Here is a 26,087-nt window from a genome sequence, read left to right on the forward strand (position 1 = left end):
GGCTTCCTTATTGACCGCCTCTAGAGATTACAAAGACATCGCCTTCAGCAGTCAATTTGCCTCCAATCGGATCTTTAATGAGGTTCAGTGCATCTTGTACACTCATGTCACGGGAAAAACGGGCACCAGAAATAGTGGCGTTTAGAATGGTCTCGTCAGCTTTGATCTTAATATTGTAGAATTTTTCCACGGCGGGAATCACCTCAGCTAAGGTCGTTCCAGTTGGGAACACGATTGCACCTTGCTGCCAGGAGTCAACATCTTCGATAGCCACATCTTGCGCTTTTTCCAAAGTAGCGCTTTCATTGGCATATACTCCCGTATTTCCAGGCCGTAACTCCAGTGCTGGAGTTGCTTTTTGCGGCGTTTCTTCGACTTTGCGCATTTCTACCCGTCCTGTTTTGACACTCACCTTCACTTTTTTCTCATCAGGATAAGCACGGATGTTGAAGCTGGTGCCCAATACTTTGGTTTGTACTTCGCCAGTTTCAATCACAAAAGGGTGCTGAGGGTCTTTTTCGACATCAAAAAAGGCTTCACCGCTCAAGGTTACCTTGCGGGTATCGCCATCAAAAGTATAGGAAAGGCTGGAATTTTCGTTGAGTTCAATTTGGCTATGGTCAGGTAGCGTAATGCTGCGGCTTTCGTTGTCAGGAGTGCTAAAAGCCAAGGTCTCTGGCGTTGTGTCCCGCATAAAGACCCACCAGGATGCCACTAACAATACTGCAACTGCGGCAGCTGCCGACCAGGCCCAATTCAAGCTACGCACTCTGGGCTGGGAAAGAACTTGCAGCGCTGGTTTTGCGATACTGACCACTGGCTCAGCCACCAAGGTATCCTCCCCCAAGTCAATGCGACTATCTAAGGCAGCCCAGGCTTTAGGCAAATTGACTGGAAATTCTGATTGAGTGCTGGTTTCGGTAAGACTCCACAGTTGGACCGTCTCCTCAAAAACCTCGCGGTTTTGAGCACTGGCTTCTACCCAGGCCATAAGCTCGCCTTCTTCTCTGGCGCTCAATTCGCCCGAGAGGTATTTGCCAATCAGATCCTCTTGTAAAGTATGCTCCATTGTAAACAGAATTATGGTCAATGGTAGGGATGTAAAAAACGCAGCAGCACCCCTATTCCACTCTGCAATTTTATGAAAAATTTATGATTTTTTTTTGCCCTAGCTTCCAAATAGCCAGATTAACAGCAAAATATGCAAGTAACCATGCAGTTCTTGCCGTAGTATTTTTAAGGCTTTGCCCATTTGATTCTCCACTGTTTTGATCGAAATGCCCATTTGGTTCGCGATTTCCTGGTAGCTCATTTCTTCGTAGCGACTCAATTGAAACACCATTCGGCATTTGGGTGGTAGGCCATCGATGGCGCTGCGGATGTTTTGCTCCAATTCAGAATGCAAGTAACTGTCTTCAGCTGTACTTAAATCGCTGATTTTTCCAGAATGGGGCTCAATTTCTTCGGTAAAATACTTGCGACTGCGCAAATAGGCCAATCCTTCATTGACCGCCATGCGCCGCAGGTAAGCATCCAGGGAAGAGTTGATTTCAATTTGGTGGCGTTTTTGCCAAAAACGAAAAAACACTTCTTGGGCGAGGTCTTCCACGATCACTGAATCTTTGATCAGGCGAAAAATAGCGCCACATACTTTCTGGTAGTTGTCCTGAAAGATTTCCTGAAGCGCGCCTTTGTCGTCTGTGCGCAGGCGATGCAGTAATTGTTGCTGTAGGTGTAAACGGTCCACTTGCATAAGTTGGTATCACATGACCAGGCTGCAAAATACGAGTAATGTGCAAAAAACGGTGCATGCTTCGACTTAGAGCTTGTTTAAATTTTTTGGGCGGGCTACAAACGGCCCATTTTTGCCTAAATTTCGTTCCGAAAATGCTCATTTAGCCCTGCTAAACTCCGCTTTTCGTGCCTCATTTAGGCAAAAATGGCCTCGTTTTCGCTTCCGCACAAAAACTTAAACAAGCTCTAAAGTTGCAAATGTGTGGAGCTACACGCCGAATTTGCAATTTACTGCGCTAATTTTTTGTCCATCTACCCAACTATTTTTTAAGCCCCGGCATCTAAAACATAATGCAGTCCTCTTGGCTGCTCCTTGTAAGTAATTCGCTGACTGTTTTTTTATACTAATCTCGTTGCAATTTGGCCCAGGAGGGTTAGGGACAAGCAGAGGCGTTTGTCCCAACCTGGGGTTTTGGGGAATCTGGTATTTGTTTTATTTTGGGGTGAAAATCCCCCGTCATGTGTCTACGCTGGTCTTTTCTACTTCTTTTCTCCCTTACCTTTTCAGTCCAGCTTTGGGCTCAAGTCAAAGCTCCTGATGCTTATTATGTTTGGATAAAAAGTGCAGATAGCCTTTTTAAAATCCCGAACTATCCCCTCGCTGCACAGCATTATAGCCAGGCTTTTAAAAGTTTTGAAGGAAAAGGATTTATGTCTGATCGGTATCAGGCGGCTTGTGCCTGGGCAAGAACAGGTTTGGCAGATAGTGCTTTTTTTCAACTGGAAAAAATTGTGTGGAAAGGCAAATTTGATGAATATTTCCGCATACTAGCTGATTCGAATTTGGTTTCATTGCATACCAATACGCGATGGGAACCATTGATTACTCAGGTCAGAAGACTACACGGTATCGTTGATTCACTCTGGAATCCAAACCTGTATCAACTCATTGACAGCATGGCGGCTGAAGATCAGAAATGGCGCAACCGCGTCACCAGCCTGGAAAATACGGCTCCAACAGACTCCATTCAGGTAAAATGGGCAGTTAAAATGTACAATAAGGTAGACAGCGCCAATTATTTTGTCTTGCGGAAAATCATCAACACGTTTGGTTTTCCTGCTTGGGATTGCGTCGGGAAATCTGGTGCAAATAAATTCTGGCTTTTGGTACAACACCAGGATTCCCAGGTCGAGTTTCAAAAGGAGGTGCTTCAGTTGATGGAGCAAAAATGGCTAAAAGGCAAAGTCTCGGCTGTCGATTACGCTTATCTGGTGGATCGGGTGAAAGTCAATACTAGAGAACTTCAGGTGTATGGCACCCAGTTTGATTTGAATGCAGAGCGTAGTTCATTTACCCCGAAACCGGTCGTAGACCCAGCAAACCTCAATGCGCGCCGGGAAAAAATGGGGCTGGGAACGATTGAAAGCTACATGGAAACTGCCAATCGGCGGTATTATGGCACTTTGAAAAAAGAGCAGAAATAGATCCGGTGGAAAGGTTTAATTTTGTTGGGTTGATGGGATCAATCCGGCAAGGTCATATTCAGGCAAAAATTTGTGCCGCATCGCAGGATTTCACGCTAACGACCAGCGGCGTAGCCGCGCAACGTCGATAGCCAAAGGAACGGAGATGGGTTTTTAAGGTGCGTAGCACCGGAACTTGTCTAGCGTTGTTCCGGTGCTACGCACCTTAAATGCCGTGGGATGCCTAGATGCTATCGACGTTGTGCGGCTATGCCGCTGGTCGGTTGATTCTGGCAATTACCCGGAAGTTAACCATTGTATTTTCAAGTTGATCGTTCTTAAGTTTGTCGATATATCAGATCACCAAACCATATAAACCACAGCCCAATGACTCTGCGCAAAAAAATCCTCCTTGGCATTTTACTCCTCCTCGTCGTCACCATCGCCTGGAACGGCCCCTACTACTACAAGTACGCCCAGGTGGGTGCCGCCTACAATGCCAAAATGACCTGCTCTTGTGTGTTTGTTTCCGGGCGTAGCCTGAGTTCGATTGAAAAAGAGGACTTGTACGCCATCCCCTTTACCACCCAAACCATCGACCGCAGGGCACATACAGTGACTTCCAGCATCTTTGGACTGGTGTCCAAAACGGCTTTTTACCGCCCTGGCCTTGGTTGTACCCTTTTGAATGAAACCACTCCGGGCGACTTGCGCAAACAAGCCCGGCTAAAACTCCCCAAAATAGCTGCACAGGAATTGCCGGATTCTAGCCTGGCTGATTCCACTAAAAAAAGCATTGAAAAAACCCTTGACTGGGCTTTTGCCGAGCCTGACAGCACGCGCCCCATACAATCCCGTGCCGTGGTTGTCCTGCACAATGGCAAAGTGGTAGCCGAGCGCTACGCTGAAGGCATCAACCGCAATACCCCGCTGATCGGCTGGTCGATGACCAAAAGTGTGACCAATGCCATGATTGGCCTGCTGGTAAAAGATGGTAAACTCAAAGTCAACGCTCCCGCCCCCATCAAAGAATGGAAAAACGATGAACGCGCCGCCATCACCCTCGACAACCTCCTGCGCATGAGCAGCGGCCTGGATTTTGAAGAAAACTACGGCAAAGTCAGCGACGCCACCAACATGCTCTTCCGCATGCCGAATGCCGGAAAATATGCCATCCAATCGCCGCTCAAAGCCAAACCGGGTACAGAATGGTATTATTCCAGCGGCACCACTAATATTTTGCAGGAATTGATCCGGCGGCAGTTCAAAACCTTACCTGCTTACCTGGCTTTCCCACATCAGCGTTTATTCCAAAAACTGGGCATGAGTACGGCCACTATGGAACCTGATCCTTCGGGCCTGTACGTGGGTTCTTCGTACATGTTTGCTTCAGCGCGGGACTGGGCCAAGTTTGGGCAATTGTACCTGCAAGATGGGCAGTGGAATGGCGAACAGATTTTACCCAAAGGCTGGGCAGCATATTCTGGAAAAGAAACTCCTCATTCAGACGGGTTTTACGCCGCCCAGTTCTGGATTGGTTACCGCAAGGAGGGCATGCCGCAGGACTTATACTACGCGGATGGATTTGAGGGGCAGCGGGTTTTGATTGTGCCTTCTAAAAATCTGGTGGTAGTCCGTTTAGCCTGCACGCCGAACGCGGAGAATTTTGACGATGTTCGGTTTTTTAGGGAACTTTTGGAAGTGTTTTGAACGTTTCCACCGAGCAAAATGCCCAATAGTGTGGATTAGGAATGGAAATGAAATAAAATGAAATCATGAAAAACCCCGATCAACTACAAAAACCAAGGCCCATTCCCGGCCAACTCGACATACCTGAACTCGCCCTCGTTGTGCTCATCGGGGCGAGCAGCTCCGGCAAATCGACCTTTGCCCGGCAACATTTTCAACCAACCGAAATTGTCTCATCCGATTTTTGTCGCGCCCTGATAGCGGATAGTGAAAACGCCCTCAACGTCAACGACGACGCCTTTGAGCTCTTGCACCTCATTGTGGCCAAACGCCTCAAACAAGGCAAACTCACCGTGGTGGATGCCACCAACGTACAACCCGAAGCCCGTAAGTCCCTACTGGCAGTGGCGCGTCAATACCACGTCATGGCCGTAGCCATTGTGCTCAGCTTGCCAGAGCGGGTGCTCTTCGAACGCCATGCGGAGCGCAATGACCGCGATTTTGGCCTACACGTCATCCGCAATCAGCGCCGGGATCTGCAACGGTCCTTGAGCTTTTTGCGCAAAGATGGCTTTCGTTATACTTACATTCTGGACAGCCTGGAGGAAATTGAGTCTGCATCCATACGCCGCACGCCAAGCTGGAGTGATTTCAGCCAGGTTAAAGGGCCTTTCGACATCATTGGCGACGTACACGGCTGTTTTGATGAGTTGTTGTTGTTGCTGAAAAAAATGGATTATCAGATCGAGCGGCAAGATCCTGGATTGGACTACGGCTTCAAAGTAATCCCGCCCGCTGGCCGACAAGCCATTTTTGTTGGTGACCTCGTGGATCGTGGGCCCAAATCGCCCGAAGTACTGCGCCTGGTGATGAGTATGGTCAAAAACCAGCAAGCCTGGTGTGTACCCGGCAACCACGACGACAAATTGCTGCGCAAACTAAAGGGCAAAGACGTACAAGTGAAGCATGGCCTGGCCGAAACCCTGGAACAATTGGCCGATGAACCCATCGAATTTGTACAGGAACTACGCAGCTTTTTGGATAGCCTAGTCAGTCACCTGGTTTTTGATGATGGAAAATTGGTGGTCGCTCACGCGGGCCTGCGCGAAGACATGCAAGGACGGGCCAGTGGAGCAGTACGCTCTTTTTGCCTCTATGGCGAAACGACGGGCGAAACCGACGAGTTTGGTCTGCCTGTACGCTACAACTGGGCGGCGGAATACCAGGGCAAAGCCATGGTTGTATTCGGCCACACCCCGGTACCCGACGCCGAATGGCTGAACAATACCATCGACATTGATACGGGTTGTGTTTTCGGTGGGCGTTTGACAGCATTGCGTTACCCTGAAAGAAAATTGGAGACGGTGCCCGCTTTGCAGGAATATTACAAACCGAGCCGCCCGATCCAGCGCAGCAATGCCATCATGAGCGTCAGTGCCCAACACGCGAACGACGACATGCTGGACATGGCCGACGTCAGTGGTCGCCGCTTCATCGAAACACGTTACGGCAAGAAAATTTTGATCAAAGAGGAAAATTCCATTGCTGCCCTGGAAGTGATGTCCCGTTTTGCCATCAACCCCAAGTGGCTGATCTACCTGCCTCCAACTATGTCGCCTACCGAAACGAGTGCCCTGCCCGATTTGCTGGAGCACCCGCTGGAAGGTTTTGCCTATTACCAGAAACTGGGGGTAAAAGAGTTGATTTGTGAAGAAAAACACATGGGCTCACGGGCGGTGGTGATTGTGTGCCAAAGCCCGGAAGTTTCTACTCGTCGCTTTGGATTGGTACAAGCTTCCCTGGGCGTGGTTTATACCCGTACGGGGCGTGCTTTTTTTGATGACAAAAATTTGGAAGCCGCTTTTATCGCGCGAGTCAACGCCGCACTTACCCAAAGTGGTTTCTGGGAAAAACAGGAAACCGATTGGGTTTGCCTGGACTGTGAGTTGATGCCCTGGTCGGCCAAAGCCCAGGAATTGATCAAAACTCAATACGCCAGTTTGCACGCAGCAGGGAGCGTTTCGATGCAGGTGCTACAATCCGCTTTTGCGCTGGGGAATACGCGGAATTTGCCGCTCGAAGATTTACAAACACGGTATACCGATCGGGGCCAAGCCATCGAAAAGTACACCCAGGCTTACCGCAACTATTGTAGTCCAGTAGATGGATTGAAGGGTTTGGTATTGGCACCTTTCCACATTTTGGCGACCGAAGGGCGGGTGCATTCTGAGCAGGACAACTTGTGGCACATGCAGGAAATCGCCAGCTTTTGCGCCGCCGATCCCGAGTTGTTGTTGGCTACGCCCTACCGCCTGGTTAATTTGGATGATGAAGCCTCGGTCACTGCTGCCATTGATTGGTGGACGGAACTCACTGCGCGTGGACAGGAAGGGATGGTCATCAAACCCCGCCAATTTCTGACCCGCCTCGACGATGGCTTTGTTCAACCCGCCATCAAGTGCCGGGGTCGGGAATACTTGCGCATCATCTACGGGCCGGAATACGACCACCCGGAGCAAATTCAGAAACTGAAAAGCCGGGGACTGGGACACAAACGTTCGCTGGCCATTCGGGAGTTTACTCTGGGTATGGAAGCCCTGGAGCGTTTTGTGGCAAAGGAACCCTTGCGAAAAACGCATGAATGTGTGTTTGGGGTTTTGGCACTGGAGAGTGAGGAGGTGGATCCGAGGTTGTAGGATCCACTTCTTTACAATATTTCATTGAATTCCAATACGTACCAGATTTCCCCCTACCGCACCAAAGTCAAATCACCCTTAAACACCAACACCTCATCGTCAATGAACTCCACTTCTGCGACGTACACGTACACACCCGAAGGCATCAATTGATTGCGGTAAGTACCATTCCAACCCAGGGGTTCTTGGCCAAGCGGAATATCTTTGGTGTCAAACATTTGTTCCCCCCAACGGTCGTAAATTTGTAAGCGTCGAATTCGGCGGGCTGCTGGCCCACCGTAGAGGGTGAAAAAGTCATTTTTACCATCCAGATCAGGCGTAAAGCCATTCGGAATATAAATTGGACGGTTTTTAACCACCGTGACCAGCAACTGGTCCGTCGCCTTACAACCCGCAGCATCGGTTATTTCAATCTGGAAACGCACCGTGCGCAAGGGGCCCGCCAGGGTAGTTTGGCAAGTAGAGCAGGTGACCAAATCGGCAGGTGACCATTGGAAATTGACCGATGGGTTGTTCGGAACGGCCAAAAGGGTAATTTTTTGCCCCAACGAAATTGAGGTGTCCAAGCCCGCATCTACCTGCAATTGTGGAGGTTCGCTGATGCTCACTTCCTGCGAAGCTGTGCAACCACCACCATCTTCAACTGCGATGGTGTAAGTACCGGCCCTCAGGCCAATGAAGCGGTTATCGCTTTGGAAATTGCCACCGTTGATGCCGTATTTATAAGGCGGTCGCCCCCCCTCTCCGAGTAAGCTGATGATGCCTGTTGCATCGCCAAAACAGATGACATCTACAGGTTGTACATCACCAATGAGCAACAAAGGTGGGTCGACTAACGTAGCCAGCGTATCGCGATTACAGCCATTGGAGTCGGTCAAAGTTACTCGATAAGTACCAGCAGGCAAATCGGAGCGAAAAGGGGCAATTGCGCCATTGTCCCATAAGTAGGTATAAGCTCCAGTACCTCCACTGCCCAGAATATCAACAGCTCCATCTCTGGCCCCAAAACAACTCGGGTCGCTACTGTTCATTTGGAGGACTAGACGTGGAAAATCTTCTACAGCAAAATTAAACTCCCCCTTACATAAGTTTTGATCCTGTACATCCACCTGGTAGGTTCCCGCTCGAATGTTGAGCAGTGAATTGGCCCCTCGAAAACCCAGTCCATCGTTCCAGTTGAATTGATAAGGGCCTTGGCCATTGCCCAATCGTACCACAATCGAGCCATTGGCCGATCCAAAACAGGTCGGTCGGGTAATGGCATCAATTGCAGGGTCCAACCGCAGGGTAATTTCCCTTACTTTGAGCAAAGTATCTTTTTCACAACCATTCCGATCACGCCAACGCAGGGTGTAATCACCAGCAGGTACATTGCGCAGGAATGGATCGGAGATCAGCGGCCCGTTGTTCCAGCTATATTGATAGGGCCCAGTGCCCCCGGTGAGTTGAACGCTGAGTTCACCGTCGCGCCCACCATTACAGGTTGCCTCCTTGTCCTGAGCACTCAGCGCGAAAGGAGCAGGACCATTAACGGTGAAGGTCAAGGTTGTATCACAAGTAGCTTGGTCGGTAATGTTGATGGAGTAAGTGCCCTGGGGGAGGTTTCGCAGGTCTTCAGCCCGGGAACCGTTGTTCCACATATAAGTGTAGGGTCCATAGTTGTTGGTTACGCCTACATCAATAGAACCCGTACTGGAATTGGGGCAATTTTCATCAAGTTTTGCACTATTTAAGGCAAAATGATCTTTGCAACATTCCACCTGAATTTCTTTTACCTGGGTCACCTGACAGCCATCGGTGCTGGTTATATTGAGCACAATGTTTTTTCTGCCGGGGCGGTTGAATGAGACTTTGAATGGTCCTTTGCCACTGACGACTGCACTTTGATCTGAGGTTGGTCCAAAAAACCAATCCCATTTGGTCAGTCCTCCATTAAAACTGGAAGCATCCGTGAAGCTGACTTCCTGGCCAATACAAGCGGGGCTGGAATCCACATTGAAGTCGGCCTTGGGACCCACAAAAGTACCAGTGCCCGTAAAACTAATGGTGTAGCCTGCGCCTGATTGGCTGAAATTATTTACGACCAATGCATAAGCCCGCCCCCTCTGCATGTCGATAGGAGAAATGAAATTGTTGTAGCCCACGTCACATCCGCAATATTCAATTGTACCATTTTCGCCAGTTCTTAAGCCCGTAGGGCCGGTGCAATTGATCCAGGTGTTTACAGGCTGGCCAACATTTTCTCCCGCCGACATACAACGAATGGCTCGTTTACCCGAACAGTCGTTTACACCGCCGGGAAGTTCAAAAACCACAAAATCGATGTCGTCATCCGGGTTTAAAGGATTGATGGTAAAGGCTAAGGTACCAGGGGCGTCACAAGTCCATTTGAACCAGTTGGATTGCGATTCCGTGGGATCACAACCCAAACGACCACACACTCCATCAATTTCTCTGGTATCCTGGCCTTCACCTTGTACAAAAGGAACGGTTACAGCTCTTTTATCACAAAGAATATTCCCCGTTGGACAATCACTGCTGGGCACCTGAGTGGCATTGAAACTATTGATGCACAATTGAAAGGTGCCATTGCTGTTGGTCCGTGAACTAACCCGGACGAAATAGCGCTGCCCTACAATAACCCTGGAAGTAAGAATTTGTACACTGTTGCGGTTGTTGGCATCAGAAATACAGGCATTGATTTCGGTCAAATTGCCGCAGTTACCAGTATATACCGTAAATTGAGGTGCACGTAGCGTTCCACCAGCATTGATCCGGGTCGCGCCCGAAACACTGATACTCAAATCCGTTCCAATGGCATCAAATGCAAACCAAACGTCATTGGGAGTGGTAGAGGAAGGAGTACAACGAGGTACGGCTAAACCCGCCGTAGGCGTAGCACCAATCGTCGTGAATTGCGCCGCACGCGAACACCATCCGCTGACGGTATCCAGCACAAAAGGGCTGGCACAATTATCGTTTACCGGAGCTTGGGCATGAAGTTCACACAGTGCAATGGTGCACAACAACAGCATAAATATTTTTCTCATAGCCGAATTTGGTTTGGCCTCTCAAAACTTGTCTTTAAACAAGCTCTCAATTTAAAAAAATTGCGGAGTTACTACAAATAACGCCATTAAGCCCGATTTATATCATTCCATTTGGAAAGAGGATGATATTTTTGTGCATTGAATGACAAAAAAAATACAAATGCGTCGCCACTTGCCCAATGCCATCACTTTATTGAATCTTTTTTGTGGCGCATGTGCGAGCCTTTGTCTGTTGTACGGACGTTTGGAATGGGCTATCGGGTTGGTCGCACTGGGTGCATTAGCCGATTTATTAGACGGAATGGTCGCACGCCTGCTAAAAGTGCATTCTGAATTGGGCAAACAACTGGATTCACTGGCCGACATGGTTTCTTTTGGGCTGGTGCCCGGGATTATTTTGTACGGCCTGATTGCAGCAGCCTGGCAGGGACAATGGCCAAATGACCTGGAAATTCGGGCACTTCCTGCTTTTATCCTCACGCTTTTTGCAGCCCTACGTTTGGGCAAATTCAACCTGGATGAGCGGCAAAGCGATGGTTTTTTGGGTTTACCCACTCCGGGTTGCACTTTGTTCATGGTGGGCTTGCTGGGGGCCTACCTTTCACCGGGTTCTTTTTTACATTTTGTGCATCCAGTCTGGTATTATGTAATTACAGTACTCTTTTCAGCACTAATGGTGCTAGAAATTCCCATGTTTAGTTTCAAATTCAAATCCTTACAATGGACAGGGAATGAGATAAGAATTATCTTTGCGGCGATTGCAGTGGCCGTTTTGCTGTTTTGGCAAATTGCTGGCTTAGCGATAGTCGTGTTGCTGTACATCCTTTTTTCAATTTTCATCCATTTTTTTAAGCGTAAATCATTGCCATGAAATTTGTTGCAGAAATTGACATTATGCCCCATAAAGAATTGCTAGACCCCCAAGGTAAAGCAGTGTCACACAACTTAAAAAGCCTGGATATTCACAGTGTAGCGGATGTGCGTATTGGCAAACACATCACCCTTACCCTGGAGGCTGAGACGGAGGAGGAAGCCCGTGAAATTGTGGATACCGCCTGCCGCAAATTGCTGGCCAACCTGATTATGGAGAGCTTTGCTTTCGAATTAACCGCAACCGAATAAACATGAGTCATCCTGAAGTATCACAAACAAAAAAATGAGCACAAAGGCAGCACAAAGGACACAAAGATATGACGTTGACAGGGTTTTCTGCCCACAATGAGGGAACTCAGCGCGTCGCTTTGTCAACGTCTCGCCTTTGTGTCCTTTGTGCTTAAAAATTGTGTCGCTTTATGTTTTTCTGAAAAATTCGGGATGACTTATGTTTGCAACCTTTAGCCATGCTCTACCTTGTTCCAACGCCCATCGGCAACCTTGAAGACATCACTTTGCGTGCCATCCGGGTACTCAAGGAGGTGGACATCATCTTAGCGGAAGATACCCGTACTTCGCGCAAGTTGCTCGATCATCACGGCATCGAAACACCCCTCTGGGCCCATCATGCGCACAATGAGCATGCGGGGGTGAATGGGGTCTTGCGTGAATTATTAGCCGGTAAAAAACTGGCCTTGATCTCGGATGCAGGTACCCCTGGTATTTCTGATCCAGGTTTTTTGCTGGTGCGGGAGTGTGTGCGGCAGGAGATTCGGGTGGAGTGTTTGCCGGGTGCAACAGCGCTGATACCTGCGTTGGTTTTGTCAGGATTGCCCTGTGACCGTTTTCATTTTGAAGGTTTTTTGCCTCATAAAAAAGGCCGACAAACCCGAGCGCAATATCTGGCGTCTTTACCCCAAACCTTTGCGCTGTACGAATCGCCCCACCGCTTGGTAAAAGCGCTGGAGCAATTGTTGGAGTTTTGTGGCCCTGAACGCAGCGCCTGCGTGGTACGCGAGTTGAGCAAACTATTTGAAGAAGCCCATCGGGGTACTTTGGCGGCACTTGTTGCGTTTTTTCAACAACACCCCGAAAAAATCAAAGGGGAAATTGTGATCGTTGTAGCCGGTAAAGAAGGTAAAGAAGAAAAACATGAGAAATACGAGAAACATGAGAAATAAACTGGGCCTTTTGGGTGGGTTCGTCTGTATCCTGACCCTAAGTTTCACTTCATGTAAAAATGGAAAAGGTCAGCCCGAAGTCGTGGATGACAAACCCGCCGTGACGGTAAAAGTACCTGCTTTTAACCGCGATTCTGCTTTTCAATATGTGCGCAAACAAACCGAATTTGGCCCCCGCGTGCCCAATACGGCTGCTCATCAATCTTGTAAAAACTGGCTCTCGGCTAAACTTAAAGGATATGGCTTGGAAGTTATTGAGCAAAATTTCACGCCAACTACTTTTGATGGCAAAAAGTTAAACAGCACCAACATCATTGGCCAATACCGCCCCGAACTCAGTCGGCGGATTCTGCTGGCGGCGCACTGGGATTCCCGCCCTTTTGCCGATTCACCTGATTTTACTGGCGACAAAACCAAACCCGTAATGGGTGCCGATGACGGTGGCAGCGGTGTAGGTATTTTACTCGAAATAGCCCGTCAATTACAAGCCAATCCGGTGGATATCGGGGTAGACATCGTCTTTTTTGACGCCGAAGATTATGGTGATGGTGGTGACAACGCCAAACCTGACACCTGGTGCCTGGGTTCCCAACATTGGGCCAGAAACCTTCATTATAAAAATGGAACCCGCCCAGAATACGGAATCCTGCTCGATATGGTAGGCGCACCCGCCGCCCGTTTTGGGTTTGACGATGTGTCCTACGAACGAGCTGGGGATGTATTGCAAAAAGTATGGGGCTTAGCCAAAGAAATGGGTTATGGTCAATACTTTGTAGAAGAACCAACCGGTGGCATTACCGATGATCACGTGTACGTCAACTACATTGCGGGCATCAAAATGATCGACATCATCAACAAACCCGCGGCTAGCAAAACTGGTTTTGTATCCCATTGGCACACCGATAGCGACACGATAGACAAGATAGACCGCTATACACTCCGGGCCGTAGGTCAAGTGTTATTGGCTGTTATCTATCGGGAGTTCAATGGTGAACTGTAAAGGTTAGTTTAAAAAGCATTAGAACCTGGAACGAAGGAGTTTTGCATAAACACTTAATTGTGAGTGGCAATATTGCTACGATGCTAAAACCTCTTCGGCATGAACACACCTTTAGCCGGACTTTGGAACCATGTACTGGTTTCATTGACCCAAAAACCGATTTACAAAGTACTACCTGTTCTTTCCTACTGCCTGATGTTACTGTTAGGTTTGAGCAACACCACTACCCTCTCTGCACAAGAACAGTATGCGACGAACATTGCACCTATCCACCGCCAATTATCGATCAAACTTCCCTTTGCCCGGATTGCCCAAAGCCTCAAAGTAGATGTCTTCAACAACCTTGTGGTTATCGAAGGAGACATCATCCTCGGCCCACTGGTTGCCTTTGAAGGCGACAACGCCGTGGCCATTAATGGGGCTCAGTACCGCTGGCCAAATTCAGTGATCCCATATTACATCACCCCGGGACACCCCCAAACAGCGGCCATCAACTGGGCCATCAATCACGTCAACAGCACGACCAACATCTGTTTGGTCCCCCGTACCAATCAGGGCGATTACATTCGTTTCGTATCAGGATCGGGCTGCGCTTCTTACGTTGGGCGGCAAGGTGGGATGCAGGACATCGTGATTGGGAGCTGTTCCCAGGGTAGCATTGCCCACGAAATTTGCCATGCTGCCGGGCTTTGGCACGAACATTCCCGCGCCGATCGCGACAATTTCATCACGGTCCTCTGGGGGAACATCACGGCGGGCAAAGAACACAACTTCAACAAACACGTAGCCGATGGTACCGATATTGGTACCTATGACTACGGATCGATCATGCATTATGGGACCAATGGCTTCTCCAAAAACGGCCAGCCTACCATTTCGATCCGCAAACCTCCGGGCACAAATGCCACCACGATTGGCCAGCGCAATGGGTTAAGTACCAAGGATGTTGCAGCCTTAAATAATCTGTACGCGCCAGGTCCATGCAAATCGACCAATTGTGGGGCGGAAGATTGTTTGACTTTCAATCCTGGCAGTCTTGCGGTCGTTCAAAGCGGTAGTCTTTGGAAAGTCACAAGTGGAAATAGTTCCATGTTTGCGGCACCAAACAAAACCGAAGCCGACCGTATTGTCCAACTACTCAAACACCTGGGTTTCAACCGCAATTGTTATGTAGGCCGCCCAGGTCCTTCATTCCAGTACAGCTTGGTCAATGGCGCAGCATCCAATGCAGGCATGCTGGCGGGTGAAGATTGCATCGGTTTCAACCCAGCCAACTTGAAGATCCAAACCATCAGTGGTCGGATCAAGATTACGGATGGCAACAGCATCCTCTTTGACTTCGGAAGCTCGATGGCAGAAGCTCAAATGGCGCTGTGTTTGATCAAAAAATATAAGTTTACCAAAACTTGCTACGTTGGTCGTCCTGATCCATCCTTTCAATACATGCGCAAATGATGACTCGAATGGTTCAATGCCTGGTATTAATGGTGATGGCGACAACATTTTTTCAGTGTGCTGAAAATACCGCAAAAACACGCAGTAAAATGCCTGAAAAAACCGAAACCATGACCATTCAACACTACAAGGTGCCTTGCCAAGGCGAATCCATCCAAATGTGTTATTTGGTCAAGACGCAAGGTCAGGCAGATTGGGAATATGGCTACGACGAAATCCAGGGACTGGAGTACGAGTGGGGCTACGTTTACACCTTGGAGGTAAGCAAAACCACCATCGACAATCCACCGCAGGATGGCTCATCCATTGCCATTAAATTGGTAAAGGTGGTAAAAAAAGAAGCGGTGGCTGCTAGCACGAGTTTTGAACTCCCCCTGATGATGGAAGGCACGGCAATGCTGGAAAAAGGCTCAGGCGATTGGATTTATTTCCAAACTATCCCGGTAGTTGTACCCAGTGATTTAACTACAAAACTGGATCAAGCCCAAACGGGCGTATTCCAGCATGGCGATAAAAAACAGACTTTGACGCTGTTGAGTGTCAAATGATGAGGATGCGTTATTTTAGTACTGCCTTCAACGTTTTGTGGCGTTGAGGGCAGTTTTTTTCTTTTCGCTGGTACAAGTCTCCAAACTTGTACCCCTATTTTCGCGTCTCTGACGCACGAGCAACGCTACAATCAAGTATTCATCGCTCCACCACAATCCCCGCGTAATCCGTCAAACGGCTCAATTTGAAACTCAGATAACCTTGCTGATAGACAAAAGGCAAGGGCTTCTCGTCTCCCAATCTCCACACTTTCCGCGGCCGATAATCCAATTTGATCTTGATCTCGGTATCATGAATCGGTAGTGGTTCAAAATAGGTATTGCCACTAAACCCCGTGAGGTTGATCAAGTGCAAGATGTGCCCAGCCGAGCGAAAAGGAGTAGTGATAGTCACCTCCCCTGTGTTCGGCATGTATTCATTCAGGATCATTTCCACCCGGGGATGGGCATTTGTAATGATTTGTTGGTCAAAGGCTGGATACAGCTGCTTCAAAATATCCAGAACCAGGTATTTGTGCTGCTCATAGCCCGTTTGGTAATAAATGCGGCCAATGTTGATGGGCATCAGGGCATTGCTGCTGCTACCATTTGGGTGCAAATTGGCGGCAAAATAATTGAGGGGATCATGGCCGCCGATCATCTCGGGTGGGCCGGGGCGGCCTTTGTCCAAAATGGGCAATAGCGCCTTATCGTTTTGGTCAAATTGGTACAAACCCAGATTGTATTTAAAATGCACCATGCTTTGTCCGACGAAATGGGTGAAGATTTTAGGGTCATTGGGTTGTAAATAATGGCCATCCCCATCGTTGAGGTCTTTTACGATGATCGCTCCAAACTGGGTTTTTAAAGCCGAGGGAGCATCAAAGAGGCTGCGGTTGCTGGCAAAAAGCGATACCCCGCCCTGCGAAAGCTCCTGCAAGGCCGCCAAATCGGGTGCGGATAAATATTGAATATCTGGCAAGATCAAAACTTTGTACTTGCCCAGTTTTGCTTTAAGCTTGGCCAGGTGATTGTCCTGGATGATGTCGAAAGGAATATGCGCTTCCTTCATCATCAATTGAATGCCCCGGTATTCCTCCATCGGCAAACCTCCCGGCCAATAACCTGGGGCAACAACGGCAACTTTGGCCACCGACTCGTATTTGCCAAAATAGGGTTCCCATCTTTGCTGAAAGGCATAGATTTTTTTCATCACCACAAAATTCCGCTGGTCCTCGTACTCCCGCAGGTCACCCATCAGGCTCACGTCGGTTCCCGAGCCGTTGGCCAGGTTTTCCCACAGGCGGATGGCTACTTCTTCGGGTTCCACAGCATTAAAACGGCTGCGGAAAGAGATTTGCTGGATGCTGGCATTGCTCACAATTTTGTCGGGGAAGGTTTGTTCGATGTGGTTGGTATTGTCGCTGCCTGTATATGGCCAATAGGGCAAGCCATGGGTTTGGCTTTCATGGCGGATGATGTCGACGTAATCTTCGAGGTAGGTGCAAATCGCTACTTTCTTTTTGCGGCCCTTAACCAATTCGTGCAGCCTTTTTGACCAAATGCTGATGCTTTCTTTTTTAAACTCCTCGTATTTTCTAAAAACCGGGTCGTTTTTATCTTCTTTCAGGGGCAAGTCCAGGCCATTGCTCCATTTTTTAAAAGCAGCCTTGTCGTATTCATTTTGATCAATGCCTTCGTAGGTGTTTTCGTAGGAATTGCGGGTTTGGTAGCCCGGCATGTTGAGGAAAATGCCGTCCACATCAAAGTTGTCAAGGACTTCGGCAATGATGTCAAAGGCTTTTTCCTGCACGTAGGGTGCATTGATGCTCACCACGTATTTATCGGTATTGACAATTCTTTTGCCAGTGGGCGAAAGGTAAAACCAGTCGGGATGTTTTTGAAAAATGCTTTGATCGGCACGGCTGAAGTCAAAACGTACAATCACTCGGATTCCCTGCTCGTGGCAACGTTGGACAATTCTGCCCAGGTCGCCTGGCTTCATGTAGGGATTGAGGTAGTGAAAATCCAGCTTGCTTTCGTAAAAAGCCATGATGCCCCCGGCATTGATGATAAGGGTATTGGCGGAAAAGGCACGCAAATCTTTGACAATGCTGTCGGCGTGCAGATTGGCGGCTTCGTAGGCGGGGAGGTTCATCTGGATGAGGCGCAGGTTGTTGCGTTTCCACCATTCAGATTGGTCGCTGGTCAGAATTGGTTTTTGCGCCCAAAGCGTCGAAAAACAGAGGAGGCAGCAGAGGGACAGGCTGAGCTTGTTCATGTAATTTGGCTAATATTGTTTGTTTGTAGATTAGAAAAGACTGGGGTGAGTCTAAAGTGCCTGTGGTTTCTTAGGTGGTGAAAAAGAAAGCACATTTTCACCACCTAAGAAACCATAGACACTTCAGATTCACCTTAGATCGGTATAGTTAAAATTTGAAAGTTAAAATTTGATCACAACACCCTCCCCAAAGCCCGCAAACTCTCCACATTGTGCAGCGGCGCAAACACATCCACAAACGGCAGCGACACCTGCATGCCCCGTACCTCCGGCGCATAACCAGGCCGACCCGCCAATGGATTCAACCAAATCACCCGCTCGGCCTTTTTGCCAATTTTGCGCATACTTTCTTCCAGCACCTCAATATCGCCCGTGTCACAACCGTCGCTGAGAATGAGCACGGTACTGTGGCCATGCAACAAACGGCTGTATTGCTGATAAAACTGCTCAAAGGAAGCTCCAATGCGGGTCCCTCCCGACCAGCCGGGGACAGTTTCACTCAGTTCGTTCAGCACCTGACGGTAATTGCTTTGGCGCAGTACCTTGGTGATGCGTTGCAGGCTGGTGGAAAAAACAAAAGTCTCCACCCGCTGGCCGAGCTGCTGAAAGGCATACACAAACTGGATTAAAAACTGGCTGTACAAGTCCATCGACTTGCTCACATCACAAAGCAGGATGAGTTGGTTCTTTTGTTGTTTGGGGCGAAAACGCGCCAGTTCGATCAGTTCCCCACCCCGGCGCAGGTTTTTGCGCATGGTGGTACGCAGGTCGAGCATGCTGGCGGAGCGGGCGCGTTCCTTGCGGCGGCTGTATTGGCGGGCCATGCGCCGGGCAATTTGGAGGATCAGTTTGTTGATTTCCTGCAATTCTTCGGCGCTGAACATAGAAAAATCCTTGCGGCCCAGGGATTCTCCGGCGCTGTATACGGCCAATTCGATGTTGTCCTGAGCGGGTTTGCCGTTGAGCCAGCTTTTGAGGGCTTGCAGGGAGGGTGGCTGCTGGCGGGTACCGGGTTTGCGCGGCTGCTTGTCCGCGGCGATTTTGGAATCGACTGCTTTTTCCAGTTCTTTCCAGTATTGGGGAAAAATTTGATCAAAAAGTTCTTGCTCGCGTTGAGTGCGCGCAAGCGTGGCGCGAAGGGTGAATTGAAACAATGCCGGGTCAGAAAACGGTTCAACCAATTCCAGGGCTGCCAACATCGTGCTCGATTCCATTGGGCCAATGGTAAAACCTTTCTGGCGCAGGTGGCGGCAAAAGGCCAGCAAATTTGCGCTGAGGGTAGTGTGACGTTGCAATAGCGTATCCGACATAAGCTGAAATGCAAAACGGCTGAATCAAGTCTTTTCAACTTCATCCAGCCGCTCCAGAGTAGGTTTAACTTTTTTGTTTTGCTACAAATGACCCAATTTAGTCTACATTTCGCCGTGAAAATACTCATTTAGCGCTGCTAAACTCCGCTTTTCACATCTCATTTAGCCTAAATTGGCTTCATTTTCGCTTAAAACAAAAAGATTAAACCTGCTCTTTGGTTCTTTCCTGATTACCTGATCAGTGGGGCAAAATAAGTGTTCATTTTTTTTTGAGCCAAAGGATTAGATAAGATACTTGAAATGAACCGTATTCTTATCTAATCCTTTGGCAAAATGAACGCTTATTTTTTGTCGCCCTAATAATTTATTGTTTGCTGATCCTTTTGGTGGTGAGAACTTTGTTTTTCTCGCCCATGATCCGCACCAGGTAAATCCCTCTGGGTAGGTCACCAACGTACATTTTTTTGTCGGCTGCAATGTCTTCGAAACTTTTCATCTGGCGGCCTGCCAGGTTGAAAACCATCACTTTTTGCACACCTTGAACGTCAGTTAAACCAATGTGACTGGTCGTTGGGTTTGGGTAAACCTCGATAATGACACCTCGGTCTGCCTCTACCGATGCATACCAATTGCCAGTCTTAGCGCTTGTTTGTCCTATCGCTTTCGGGATTATGAAAAGTACCAGGGTTAAAAAGAGTAAGAAGTGCTTCATGCAATAGTATTTTGGGACAAAATTTTAACACTTTAAAAATACGTTGAGTTCAAGTCTTATGCAAACCTAATTTGGGTATTTGCATTTTTTTAACTTTTAGATGATAAAAAGGTTTAGAAGTTGAGGAAGGTTTGGCTACCGCAGCGACTCAAGCATCAACACTTGTAAATGTCGCTGCGGTAGCCAAACCTTCCTCAACCTTCCTCAACCTTCTCAACTTTTTTTACTCCTCCTCTTTCGCCAGTGCTTCCTTGAAGAGCTCTACAAAAGCTTCCAAACTCACACTGCCCTTATCTCCTTCACCTTGGCGGCGTACTGCTACAGCACCAGCCTCCATTTCCTTCTCCCCAACGATGAGCATATAAGGTATACGTTTTAATTCGGTATCTCGGATTTTGCGGCCAATGGTTTCGCTGCGGTCATCGATGTAGCCGCGGATGTCGTGGGCTGCCAGTTTTTCTTCGATTTCTTTGCAGTAGTCTACAAATTTATCGCTGATCGGCAGCAGGGCATATTGCTCGGGCATCAACCAGAGGGGGAATTTACCCGCCGTGTTTTCAATCAAAATACTGATGAAGCGCTCCATCGACCCAAAAGGAGCACGGTGAATCATCACCGGGCGGTGGGTTTTGTTGTCGGCGCCTACGTATTCCAGTTCAAACCGTTCGGGTAGGTTGTAATCCACCTGAATGGTACCCAATTGCCACTGACGGCCAATGGCGTCGCGCACCATGAAGTCCAGTTTAGGGCCATAGAAGGCAGCTTCGCCCAATTCCATGGTGGTTTTTAGGCCCACCTCACGGGTTGCTTCAATGATGGCGTTTTCTGCGTTGCGCCAATTTTCGTCCGTTCCGAGGTATTTTTCGGGTGTATTGGGGTCGCGCAGGGAGATTTGAGCCGTAAATTCTTTAAAGCCCATTTTGTACAACACCGTCCGAGTCAGGTCCAATACATTCAAGAACTCACCCTTTACTTGATCTTCGGTACAAAAAATGTGGGCGTCATCCTGAGTGAACCCGCGTACCCGCGACAGGCCATGCAGCTCCCCAGTCTGCTCATAGCGGTATACCGTGCCAAACTCAGCGATACGCATCGGCAGATCGCGGTAAGAGTGGGGGCGGTGCGCGTAAATTTCGCAGTGGTGAGGGCAGTTCATCGGTTTAAGCAAAAATTCCTCCCCATCCTTAGGCGTATGGATGGGCTGGAAACTATCCTTACCATACTTGGCGTAGTGCCCGGAAGTGACGTACAATTCCTTGCGGCCAATGTGGGGAGTAGTGACCAGTTTGTAGCCCCGCTTTTCCTGCTCCACGCGCAGGAAGTTCATCAAACGGTCGCGTAGGGCGTTGCCCTTCGGTAGCCAAATGGGCAAACCTGCCCCTACGCGCTCGGAAAACATAAAAAGTTCTAGTTCCTGCCCCAACTTGCGGTGATCGCGTTTGCGGGCTTCTTCCAGCATCACGAGGTGCTCTTGCAGGTCTTTTTGTTTGGGGAAAGTAACCCCATAGATGCGCTGCAATTGCTGGCGCGTATCATCACCTTGCCAATAAGCACCCGCTACGTTGGTCAATTTTACAGCCTTGATGAATCCGGTATCCGGAAGATGTGGCCCACGGCAAAGGTCCACGAAGTTGCCTTGCTGGTACAGCGTAAGGGCTTCGTCGGCGCCGCGTTTTTCAATCAGTTCAATTTTGTATTCGTCGCCTTTCTCCTGGAAAAACGCCAAGGCTTCATCCCGAGTAATGTCTTTGCGGATGTAGCCATTTTTTTGCCGCGCCAATTCGAGCATCTTTTCTTCGATCTTGGGCAGGTCGTCCAGCGAAATTTGTTTGCCACCGGGATCAACATCGTAGTAAAAACCACCTTCGGTAGCCGGGCCCGTGCCAAATTTGATGCCGGGGAACAGGACTTCCAATGCCTCGGCCATCAAGTGTGCAGAGGAGTGCCAAAACGTGGTTTTTCCGTCTTTATCATCCCAGGTGAGCAGCGTCAAGGTCGCGTCGGTGGGGATCGGGCGGGTGGCATCCCACACTTCGCCGTTTACTTTTGCCGAAAGAACCTTCTGGGCCAAGCCCTCGCTGATGGAACGGGCTACTTCAAGCGCCGTTGTTCCTGGTTCGTACTCCCGAACCTTACCATCTGGGAAAGTAATGTTAATCATGGTTTAAGATTTATTTCGCTATAGCGGCTGCAAAAATAGGCAGGATTAGCAGGTTTTCCCATGATTAGGAAAAAAAAGTTGTGGAAGGTTGAGATGGTTGAGGAAGGTTTAGGCTGCCGCAGTGACTTAGACGCCAAGCTTGTAAATGCCGCTGCGGTAGCCTAAACCTTCTCAACCTTCCCCAACCTTTCTAAACCTTTTTCCTTATTTTTGCGGCCAAATCAAGGATAAAACCATGGCAAAAGGAAAAAAAAGTTCTACCCGTAAGCCCAGTTCAACACCCGCTTCGACCCCGCAGCGCACTGTAAATCAAAACCCGAAAGCACAACAATCCGTTCCTGCCTCCGCAAAATCTTCCACAGGTACAGCGGGGTTGATCATTGCCGCACTGGCGTTTTTCCTATATGCTCCTTCCTTGCGCTATGGTTATGTGCTGGACGATCAGATGATGTACGTCAATAACCAGTACGTGCAGGAGGGTTTTGCCGGGATTGGTAAAATTCTGAGTACGGAATCCTTTGCTGGCTTTTTTGGTGAACAAAAAAACCTGCTGGTGGGTGGGCGTTATCGGCCCTTGTCCATCGTTACTTTTGCCGTGGAAAAGGGTTTGTTTGGGCAAAATACCGCCCTGAGCCATTTTGTCAATTTGCTGCTTTACGCCTTATTAGGCTGGTTAACCTACCGCACGCTGCGCCGCATTTTTCCACCGGAGGAAAAAGGCAGTTGGTGGTTTAGCCTGGCGGGTTTGGCTACCTTATTGTATGTACTACATCCCATCCACAGTGAAGCAGTGGCCAATGTCAAAGGTCGCGACGAAATCATGGCGGCCTTGGGGGCAATGGGTGCCTTGTACGCCAGTTGGCGTTATGCGCAAGAGGGGACGATGCGCTGGAACATCATCGCCGCGGTGGTTTTTTTCCTGGGTTTGTTGTCCAAAGAAAATGCCTTGACTTTTATTGCCGTGATTCCACTGGCCTTGTATTACTTCAGCTCAGCCAGCCAGCAAAAATTGCTCATCAATACGGGGACTTTGGTCTTAACTGGAGTTCTATATGTGGCTTTGCGTTATGCCATCGTTGGGCAATTGTTGGGCGGAACAGATGCCGACCCCAATCCGATGAACGATCCTTTTGTCAATCTTTCTGCGGGGAATAAATATGCCACCATTTTCCTGACCTTGGGCTGGTACCTCAAACTCCTGGTTTTTCCCCATCCACTTACCCACGATTATTATCCTTACCATGTACCCGTGGTTGGTTTTGACGATTGGCGGGCTTTGCTGGGACTGGCTTTACACGTTGCCTTGGCTGGAGTGTCCATTTGGGGGCTTTGGAAAAAAAATGTTCCTACGTTTGCCGCGGCCTTTTACCTGATCACCTTGTCGATTGTGTCCAATTTGCCTTTTACGGTGGGGGCTTTTATGAATGAGCGATTTGTGTTTTTACCCTCGCTGGGATTCAGTTTGTTTTCTGCCTGGTTGATTGTGGCATTTTTGCCCAAAAGATTGGGCCTCGCTGTAGGTCAAAGTTATCCGCTGGGCCTGGGACTGATTGTGGTGCTTTCGTTAGGTTATGCGGTAAAAACCTTCACTCGCTTGCCCGATTGGAAAGATGAGAACACCCTCAATCTGGCGGCTTATAATATTTCAACCGGAAGTGCCCGCGCCAAATTGTTTCGGGCAGTAACGATCTTCCGCAATGAATACGCCCAATTGCCTACCAATGAGCTCAAAAAAGCCAAGTTGAATGAAATGATCCCGATGGTGGAAGAGGCTACCCGCATTCTACCGCAGTACAAAGCGGCCTGGGGCTTCATGGCGGGATTGGCTGGTGAAAGGTATAAAATTGACCTACAGCTCAAACCGATGCTGGATGTTTTTGCCAAAGCTGCCGTATACGATCCAGATTCGCAGTCGATTCACGACTTTTTGAAATATGTCAAGCCCAGCTCAGGGGCAGTACCTCCTGTGTTAGCCGATTTTGCATATCAGTTAGGGTATGAACACTTTGCGCAGCAAAAGCGAGACACGGAGCATGCGCGCCAGTATTTGCAATATGGCGTGGGGACGGAAGGGGTGGATTCGAGGATTGAGGCGGCCTTGCGGAATCTGAGGTAGAGGGTACAAATTGAGTAATATCGAATTTTGATAATTTTTATCATTGCTGAGGTGCATCTATGGTGCCTAAGGTTTCTTAGGTGGTGAAAAAGGAAAAAACCTGCTAGCAGGATATTCTTTCACCACCTAAGAAACCTTAGGCACCATAGATGCACTTCAGATTGGTAATCAGCTCCGAGTCACCTCAAAAATAAAACCGCAATCCAACCCCGCCACCCAAATCACCATCAGTGAATTCGAGTACCTGCAACCTTGGAGTGATCTGCGCGAAAAGTTCGAACTGGTCAAAAAACACGTTCAAACCAAAGTTGCCGCTGATGCCTGCACCAATGTAATCTTCGTAGCGGCCGCGCTCATAAAAGGAGATGAAAGCCCCAGGGCCGTAAAAGAAATTGACATTGCGGGCACCGCCCAGGGGTTTGTGGTACAAGGCATGTACATTGACGAACAAATAATCGTTCAAGTCCCAGGCGGCTAAAATGTCAACCGAAGCCTTACCTCCATTGTAAAACTTCAGGGTCAAACCACTTGGGTCACCTACCTGTAAACCCAGTCCAACACTTCCACTTTTCACCTGCGCTTGTACCGCAACTGTACTCAATCCAGTCAGGACGAGTAGCAAAACGAATAGGATCTTTTTCATTTGATTAAAATTTGGGTGTTACTAGAGGGGACTAGATCAGCAGTCAAACGTATAAAAGAATTGTGTAAGTGTACGTTGGTGGGCAAAAAAAAGGCCGACCACGTCAGGTAGTCGGCAATGATATTGGGTACTCTAACTCTAAATCAACCTAGGTCAAGTCGTTGGCCAAGGCCAAGACTCGGTGACGCTTTTGCCAATCACGGGCTTCCAATTCTTTTTTGGATTGGCCTTGATTTGGCGCGCCAGTTCAATCTGCCGAGGCGACAACACCTCTTCTGGCGACTTGCCTCCAGCCAAAAGGCTATTGGCACGCGCCGCTTGCAACTCCGTCATCGGCAGAAATCGATAATGACTTTGATAAAGGTAATATTTACTTTCGGGATCAGGGCGATAAGTTGAAGGTTCTTTCACTTTGCCTTTTCCCAAGACCTTTTCTACTTTGACTTGCTCTTGTGCATCAGCGGTGAAAACGCCATCGGCACACTTCACTTTACTTCCCGATTCAATCAGGTTTTCAAAAGAAAGCAAGCGGGGATTGTACTCCACAGTCACCACTTCGCGGCCAGCCATAAATCCAGCTTCGGTAGCCACTACTCCCGGGAGTTTCCCCAGTTCTTTTTCGCCAGTCCAAAAACAGTACATCGATAAGGTAACTGTTTTGGTGCCCAGGGTCTTGCTCTGGAATTCTTCCCGCAACAAAGCCAGGTAAGTTGGTACCACCAGATTGCTTTTTTCCAGCGCAACCATCATTGAATTTAACACCGCCAAGGGCGAATAATTTCCTGAAACGCGCTCGGCGAGGTTCTTTTTACTGGCATCCACAATGCGTACAACCGGATTGTTCCAGGCGGGTTCATTGTAGAATTTGAGCACTTCGGCATCTTTGCCACCTTTGTTGTTGTAAATCGCTACAGGTACAAAAAGGGATTCGATCGCTTCAGCAATCAAGGGATGACTGAGTACTTCCGCGCCATAACGCTGACAGGTACTACATCCGGGAACTTCCTGAAAGAGCAAAAACACCGGTTTTTGTTCTTTTTTGGCCCGAGCCAAACCTTGTTCAAAATCACGCACCCACGTAACTTTCCCCAACTCCGCCGGAGCTTGGGTGCCCTGGGATAGGGCGATACTGGAGAAACCCAGCATCAAGGTTAATATCATTATGGTGTGTCTGAACATACAAGCGATCAAAATT

Annotated in this window: 19 protein-coding genes; 10 read left to right on the top strand and 9 right to left on the bottom strand. The window is 48.6% G+C overall.

Features of this window, described 5'->3' with window-relative positions; all coding sequences use genetic code 11:
- Positions 1 to 7: 7 nt before the first annotated feature.
- Complete coding sequence (locus tag ACEW9O_RS23345) at positions 8 to 1,069, bottom strand: FecR family protein (protein WP_373552627.1); 1,062 nt, start codon at positions 1,067 to 1,069, stop codon at positions 8 to 10.
- Between the two features lie 99 nt (positions 1,070 to 1,168).
- Positions 1,169 to 1,753 (bottom strand): RNA polymerase sigma factor, encoded by a 585-nt coding sequence (locus ACEW9O_RS23350; protein WP_373552628.1) that lies wholly within the window; start codon positions 1,751 to 1,753, stop codon positions 1,169 to 1,171.
- Between the two features lie 500 nt (positions 1,754 to 2,253).
- Between ACEW9O_RS23350 and ACEW9O_RS23355 the strand changes: the two genes are divergently transcribed.
- From ACEW9O_RS23355 to ACEW9O_RS23365, 3 genes are all read left to right on the top strand, one after another.
- Entirely contained in the window at positions 2,254 to 3,219 is a 966-nt protein-coding gene (locus ACEW9O_RS23355; protein ID WP_373552629.1) for a DUF6624 domain-containing protein, read from the top strand.
- Positions 3,220 to 3,585: 366 nt separating this feature from the next.
- Entirely contained in the window at positions 3,586 to 4,908 is a 1,323-nt protein-coding gene (locus tag ACEW9O_RS23360) for a serine hydrolase domain-containing protein (protein WP_373552630.1), read from the top strand.
- A gap of 65 nt (positions 4,909 to 4,973) precedes the next feature.
- Positions 4,974 to 7,583 (top strand): polynucleotide kinase-phosphatase, encoded by a 2,610-nt coding sequence (locus tag ACEW9O_RS23365; protein ID WP_373552631.1) that lies wholly within the window; start codon positions 4,974 to 4,976, stop codon positions 7,581 to 7,583.
- 53 nt (positions 7,584 to 7,636) lie between these two features.
- On the opposite strand, the gene ACEW9O_RS23370 is transcribed toward ACEW9O_RS23365, so the two are convergent.
- Positions 7,637 to 10,633 (bottom strand): gliding motility-associated C-terminal domain-containing protein, encoded by a 2,997-nt coding sequence (locus ACEW9O_RS23370; protein ID WP_373552632.1) that lies wholly within the window; start codon positions 10,631 to 10,633, stop codon positions 7,637 to 7,639.
- A gap of 160 nt (positions 10,634 to 10,793) precedes the next feature.
- On the opposite strand from ACEW9O_RS23370, the gene ACEW9O_RS23375 reads away from it, so the two are divergent.
- The 6 genes from ACEW9O_RS23375 (at position 10,794) to ACEW9O_RS23400 (ending at position 15,690) form a co-directional block, all read left to right on the top strand.
- The gene (locus ACEW9O_RS23375; protein WP_373552633.1) at positions 10,794 to 11,504 is read left to right on the top strand and encodes a phosphatidylcholine/phosphatidylserine synthase; all 711 of its coding nucleotides are present in this window, start codon (positions 10,794 to 10,796) and stop codon (positions 11,502 to 11,504) included.
- Entirely contained in the window at positions 11,501 to 11,755 is a 255-nt protein-coding gene (gene purS / locus ACEW9O_RS23380; RefSeq protein WP_373552634.1) for a phosphoribosylformylglycinamidine synthase subunit PurS, read from the top strand. The genes ACEW9O_RS23375 and purS overlap by 4 nt, the downstream gene beginning before the upstream one ends.
- A gap of 218 nt (positions 11,756 to 11,973) precedes the next feature.
- Positions 11,974 to 12,687, top strand: coding sequence for a 16S rRNA (cytidine(1402)-2'-O)-methyltransferase (gene rsmI / locus ACEW9O_RS23385; RefSeq protein WP_373552635.1), 714 nt, complete (start codon positions 11,974 to 11,976; stop codon positions 12,685 to 12,687).
- A complete protein-coding gene (locus ACEW9O_RS23390) occupies positions 12,677 to 13,687 on the top strand; it encodes a M28 family peptidase (protein WP_373552636.1) in 1,011 nt (336 codons plus the stop codon). Before rsmI ends, ACEW9O_RS23390 begins: the two co-directional genes overlap by 11 nt.
- 99 nt (positions 13,688 to 13,786) lie before the next feature.
- Positions 13,787 to 15,142 carry a M12 family metallopeptidase gene (locus tag ACEW9O_RS23395; protein ID WP_373552637.1) on the top strand — a complete coding sequence of 452 codons (1,356 nt, stop codon included), beginning with the start codon at positions 13,787 to 13,789 and terminating at the stop codon, positions 15,140 to 15,142.
- Positions 15,143 to 15,231: 89 nt separating this feature from the next.
- Positions 15,232 to 15,690, top strand: coding sequence for a DUF4377 domain-containing protein (locus tag ACEW9O_RS23400; protein ID WP_373552638.1), 459 nt, complete (start codon positions 15,232 to 15,234; stop codon positions 15,688 to 15,690).
- 139 nt (positions 15,691 to 15,829) lie between these two features.
- On the opposite strand, the gene ACEW9O_RS23405 is transcribed toward ACEW9O_RS23400, so the two are convergent.
- The 4 genes from ACEW9O_RS23405 to thrS form a co-directional block, all read right to left on the bottom strand.
- Positions 15,830 to 17,950: an alpha-amylase family protein gene (locus ACEW9O_RS23405; protein WP_373552639.1), complete on the bottom strand. Its 2,121-nt coding sequence runs from the start codon at positions 17,948 to 17,950 to the stop codon at positions 15,830 to 15,832.
- Positions 17,951 to 18,123: 173 nt separating this feature from the next.
- Positions 18,124 to 19,260, bottom strand: a complete 1,137-nt coding sequence (locus ACEW9O_RS23410; protein WP_373552640.1) for a VWA domain-containing protein — start codon at positions 19,258 to 19,260, stop codon at positions 18,124 to 18,126.
- Positions 19,261 to 19,624: 364 nt separating this feature from the next.
- Positions 19,625 to 19,972 (bottom strand): T9SS type A sorting domain-containing protein, encoded by a 348-nt coding sequence (locus ACEW9O_RS23415; protein ID WP_373552641.1) that lies wholly within the window; start codon positions 19,970 to 19,972, stop codon positions 19,625 to 19,627.
- Between the two features lie 223 nt (positions 19,973 to 20,195).
- A complete protein-coding gene (gene thrS / locus ACEW9O_RS23420; RefSeq protein ID WP_373552642.1) occupies positions 20,196 to 22,133 on the bottom strand; it encodes a threonine--tRNA ligase in 1,938 nt (645 codons plus the stop codon).
- A 235-nt stretch (positions 22,134 to 22,368) separates the two neighbouring features.
- Here thrS and ACEW9O_RS23425 point away from each other — a divergent pair, with 235 nt between their 5' ends.
- Complete coding sequence (locus ACEW9O_RS23425; RefSeq protein ID WP_373552643.1) at positions 22,369 to 24,249, top strand: glycosyltransferase family 39 protein; 1,881 nt, start codon at positions 22,369 to 22,371, stop codon at positions 24,247 to 24,249.
- 184 nt (positions 24,250 to 24,433) lie between these two features.
- Here ACEW9O_RS23425 and ACEW9O_RS23430 read toward each other — a convergent pair whose 3' ends face one another.
- Positions 24,434 to 24,892, bottom strand: coding sequence for a hypothetical protein (locus ACEW9O_RS23430; RefSeq protein ID WP_373552644.1), 459 nt, complete (start codon positions 24,890 to 24,892; stop codon positions 24,434 to 24,436).
- Positions 24,893 to 25,045: 153 nt separating this feature from the next.
- On the bottom strand, positions 25,046 to 26,053 hold the full coding sequence (locus tag ACEW9O_RS23435; protein ID WP_373552645.1) for a VPGUxxT family thioredoxin-like (seleno)protein, type 2: 1,008 nt from the start codon (positions 26,051 to 26,053) through the stop codon (positions 25,046 to 25,048).
- Positions 26,054 to 26,087 lie beyond the last annotated feature (34 nt).

The sequence above is a fragment of the Haliscomenobacter sp. genome (genome assembly GCF_041740695.1).
GTDB lineage: Bacteria > Bacteroidota > Bacteroidia > Chitinophagales > Saprospiraceae > Haliscomenobacter.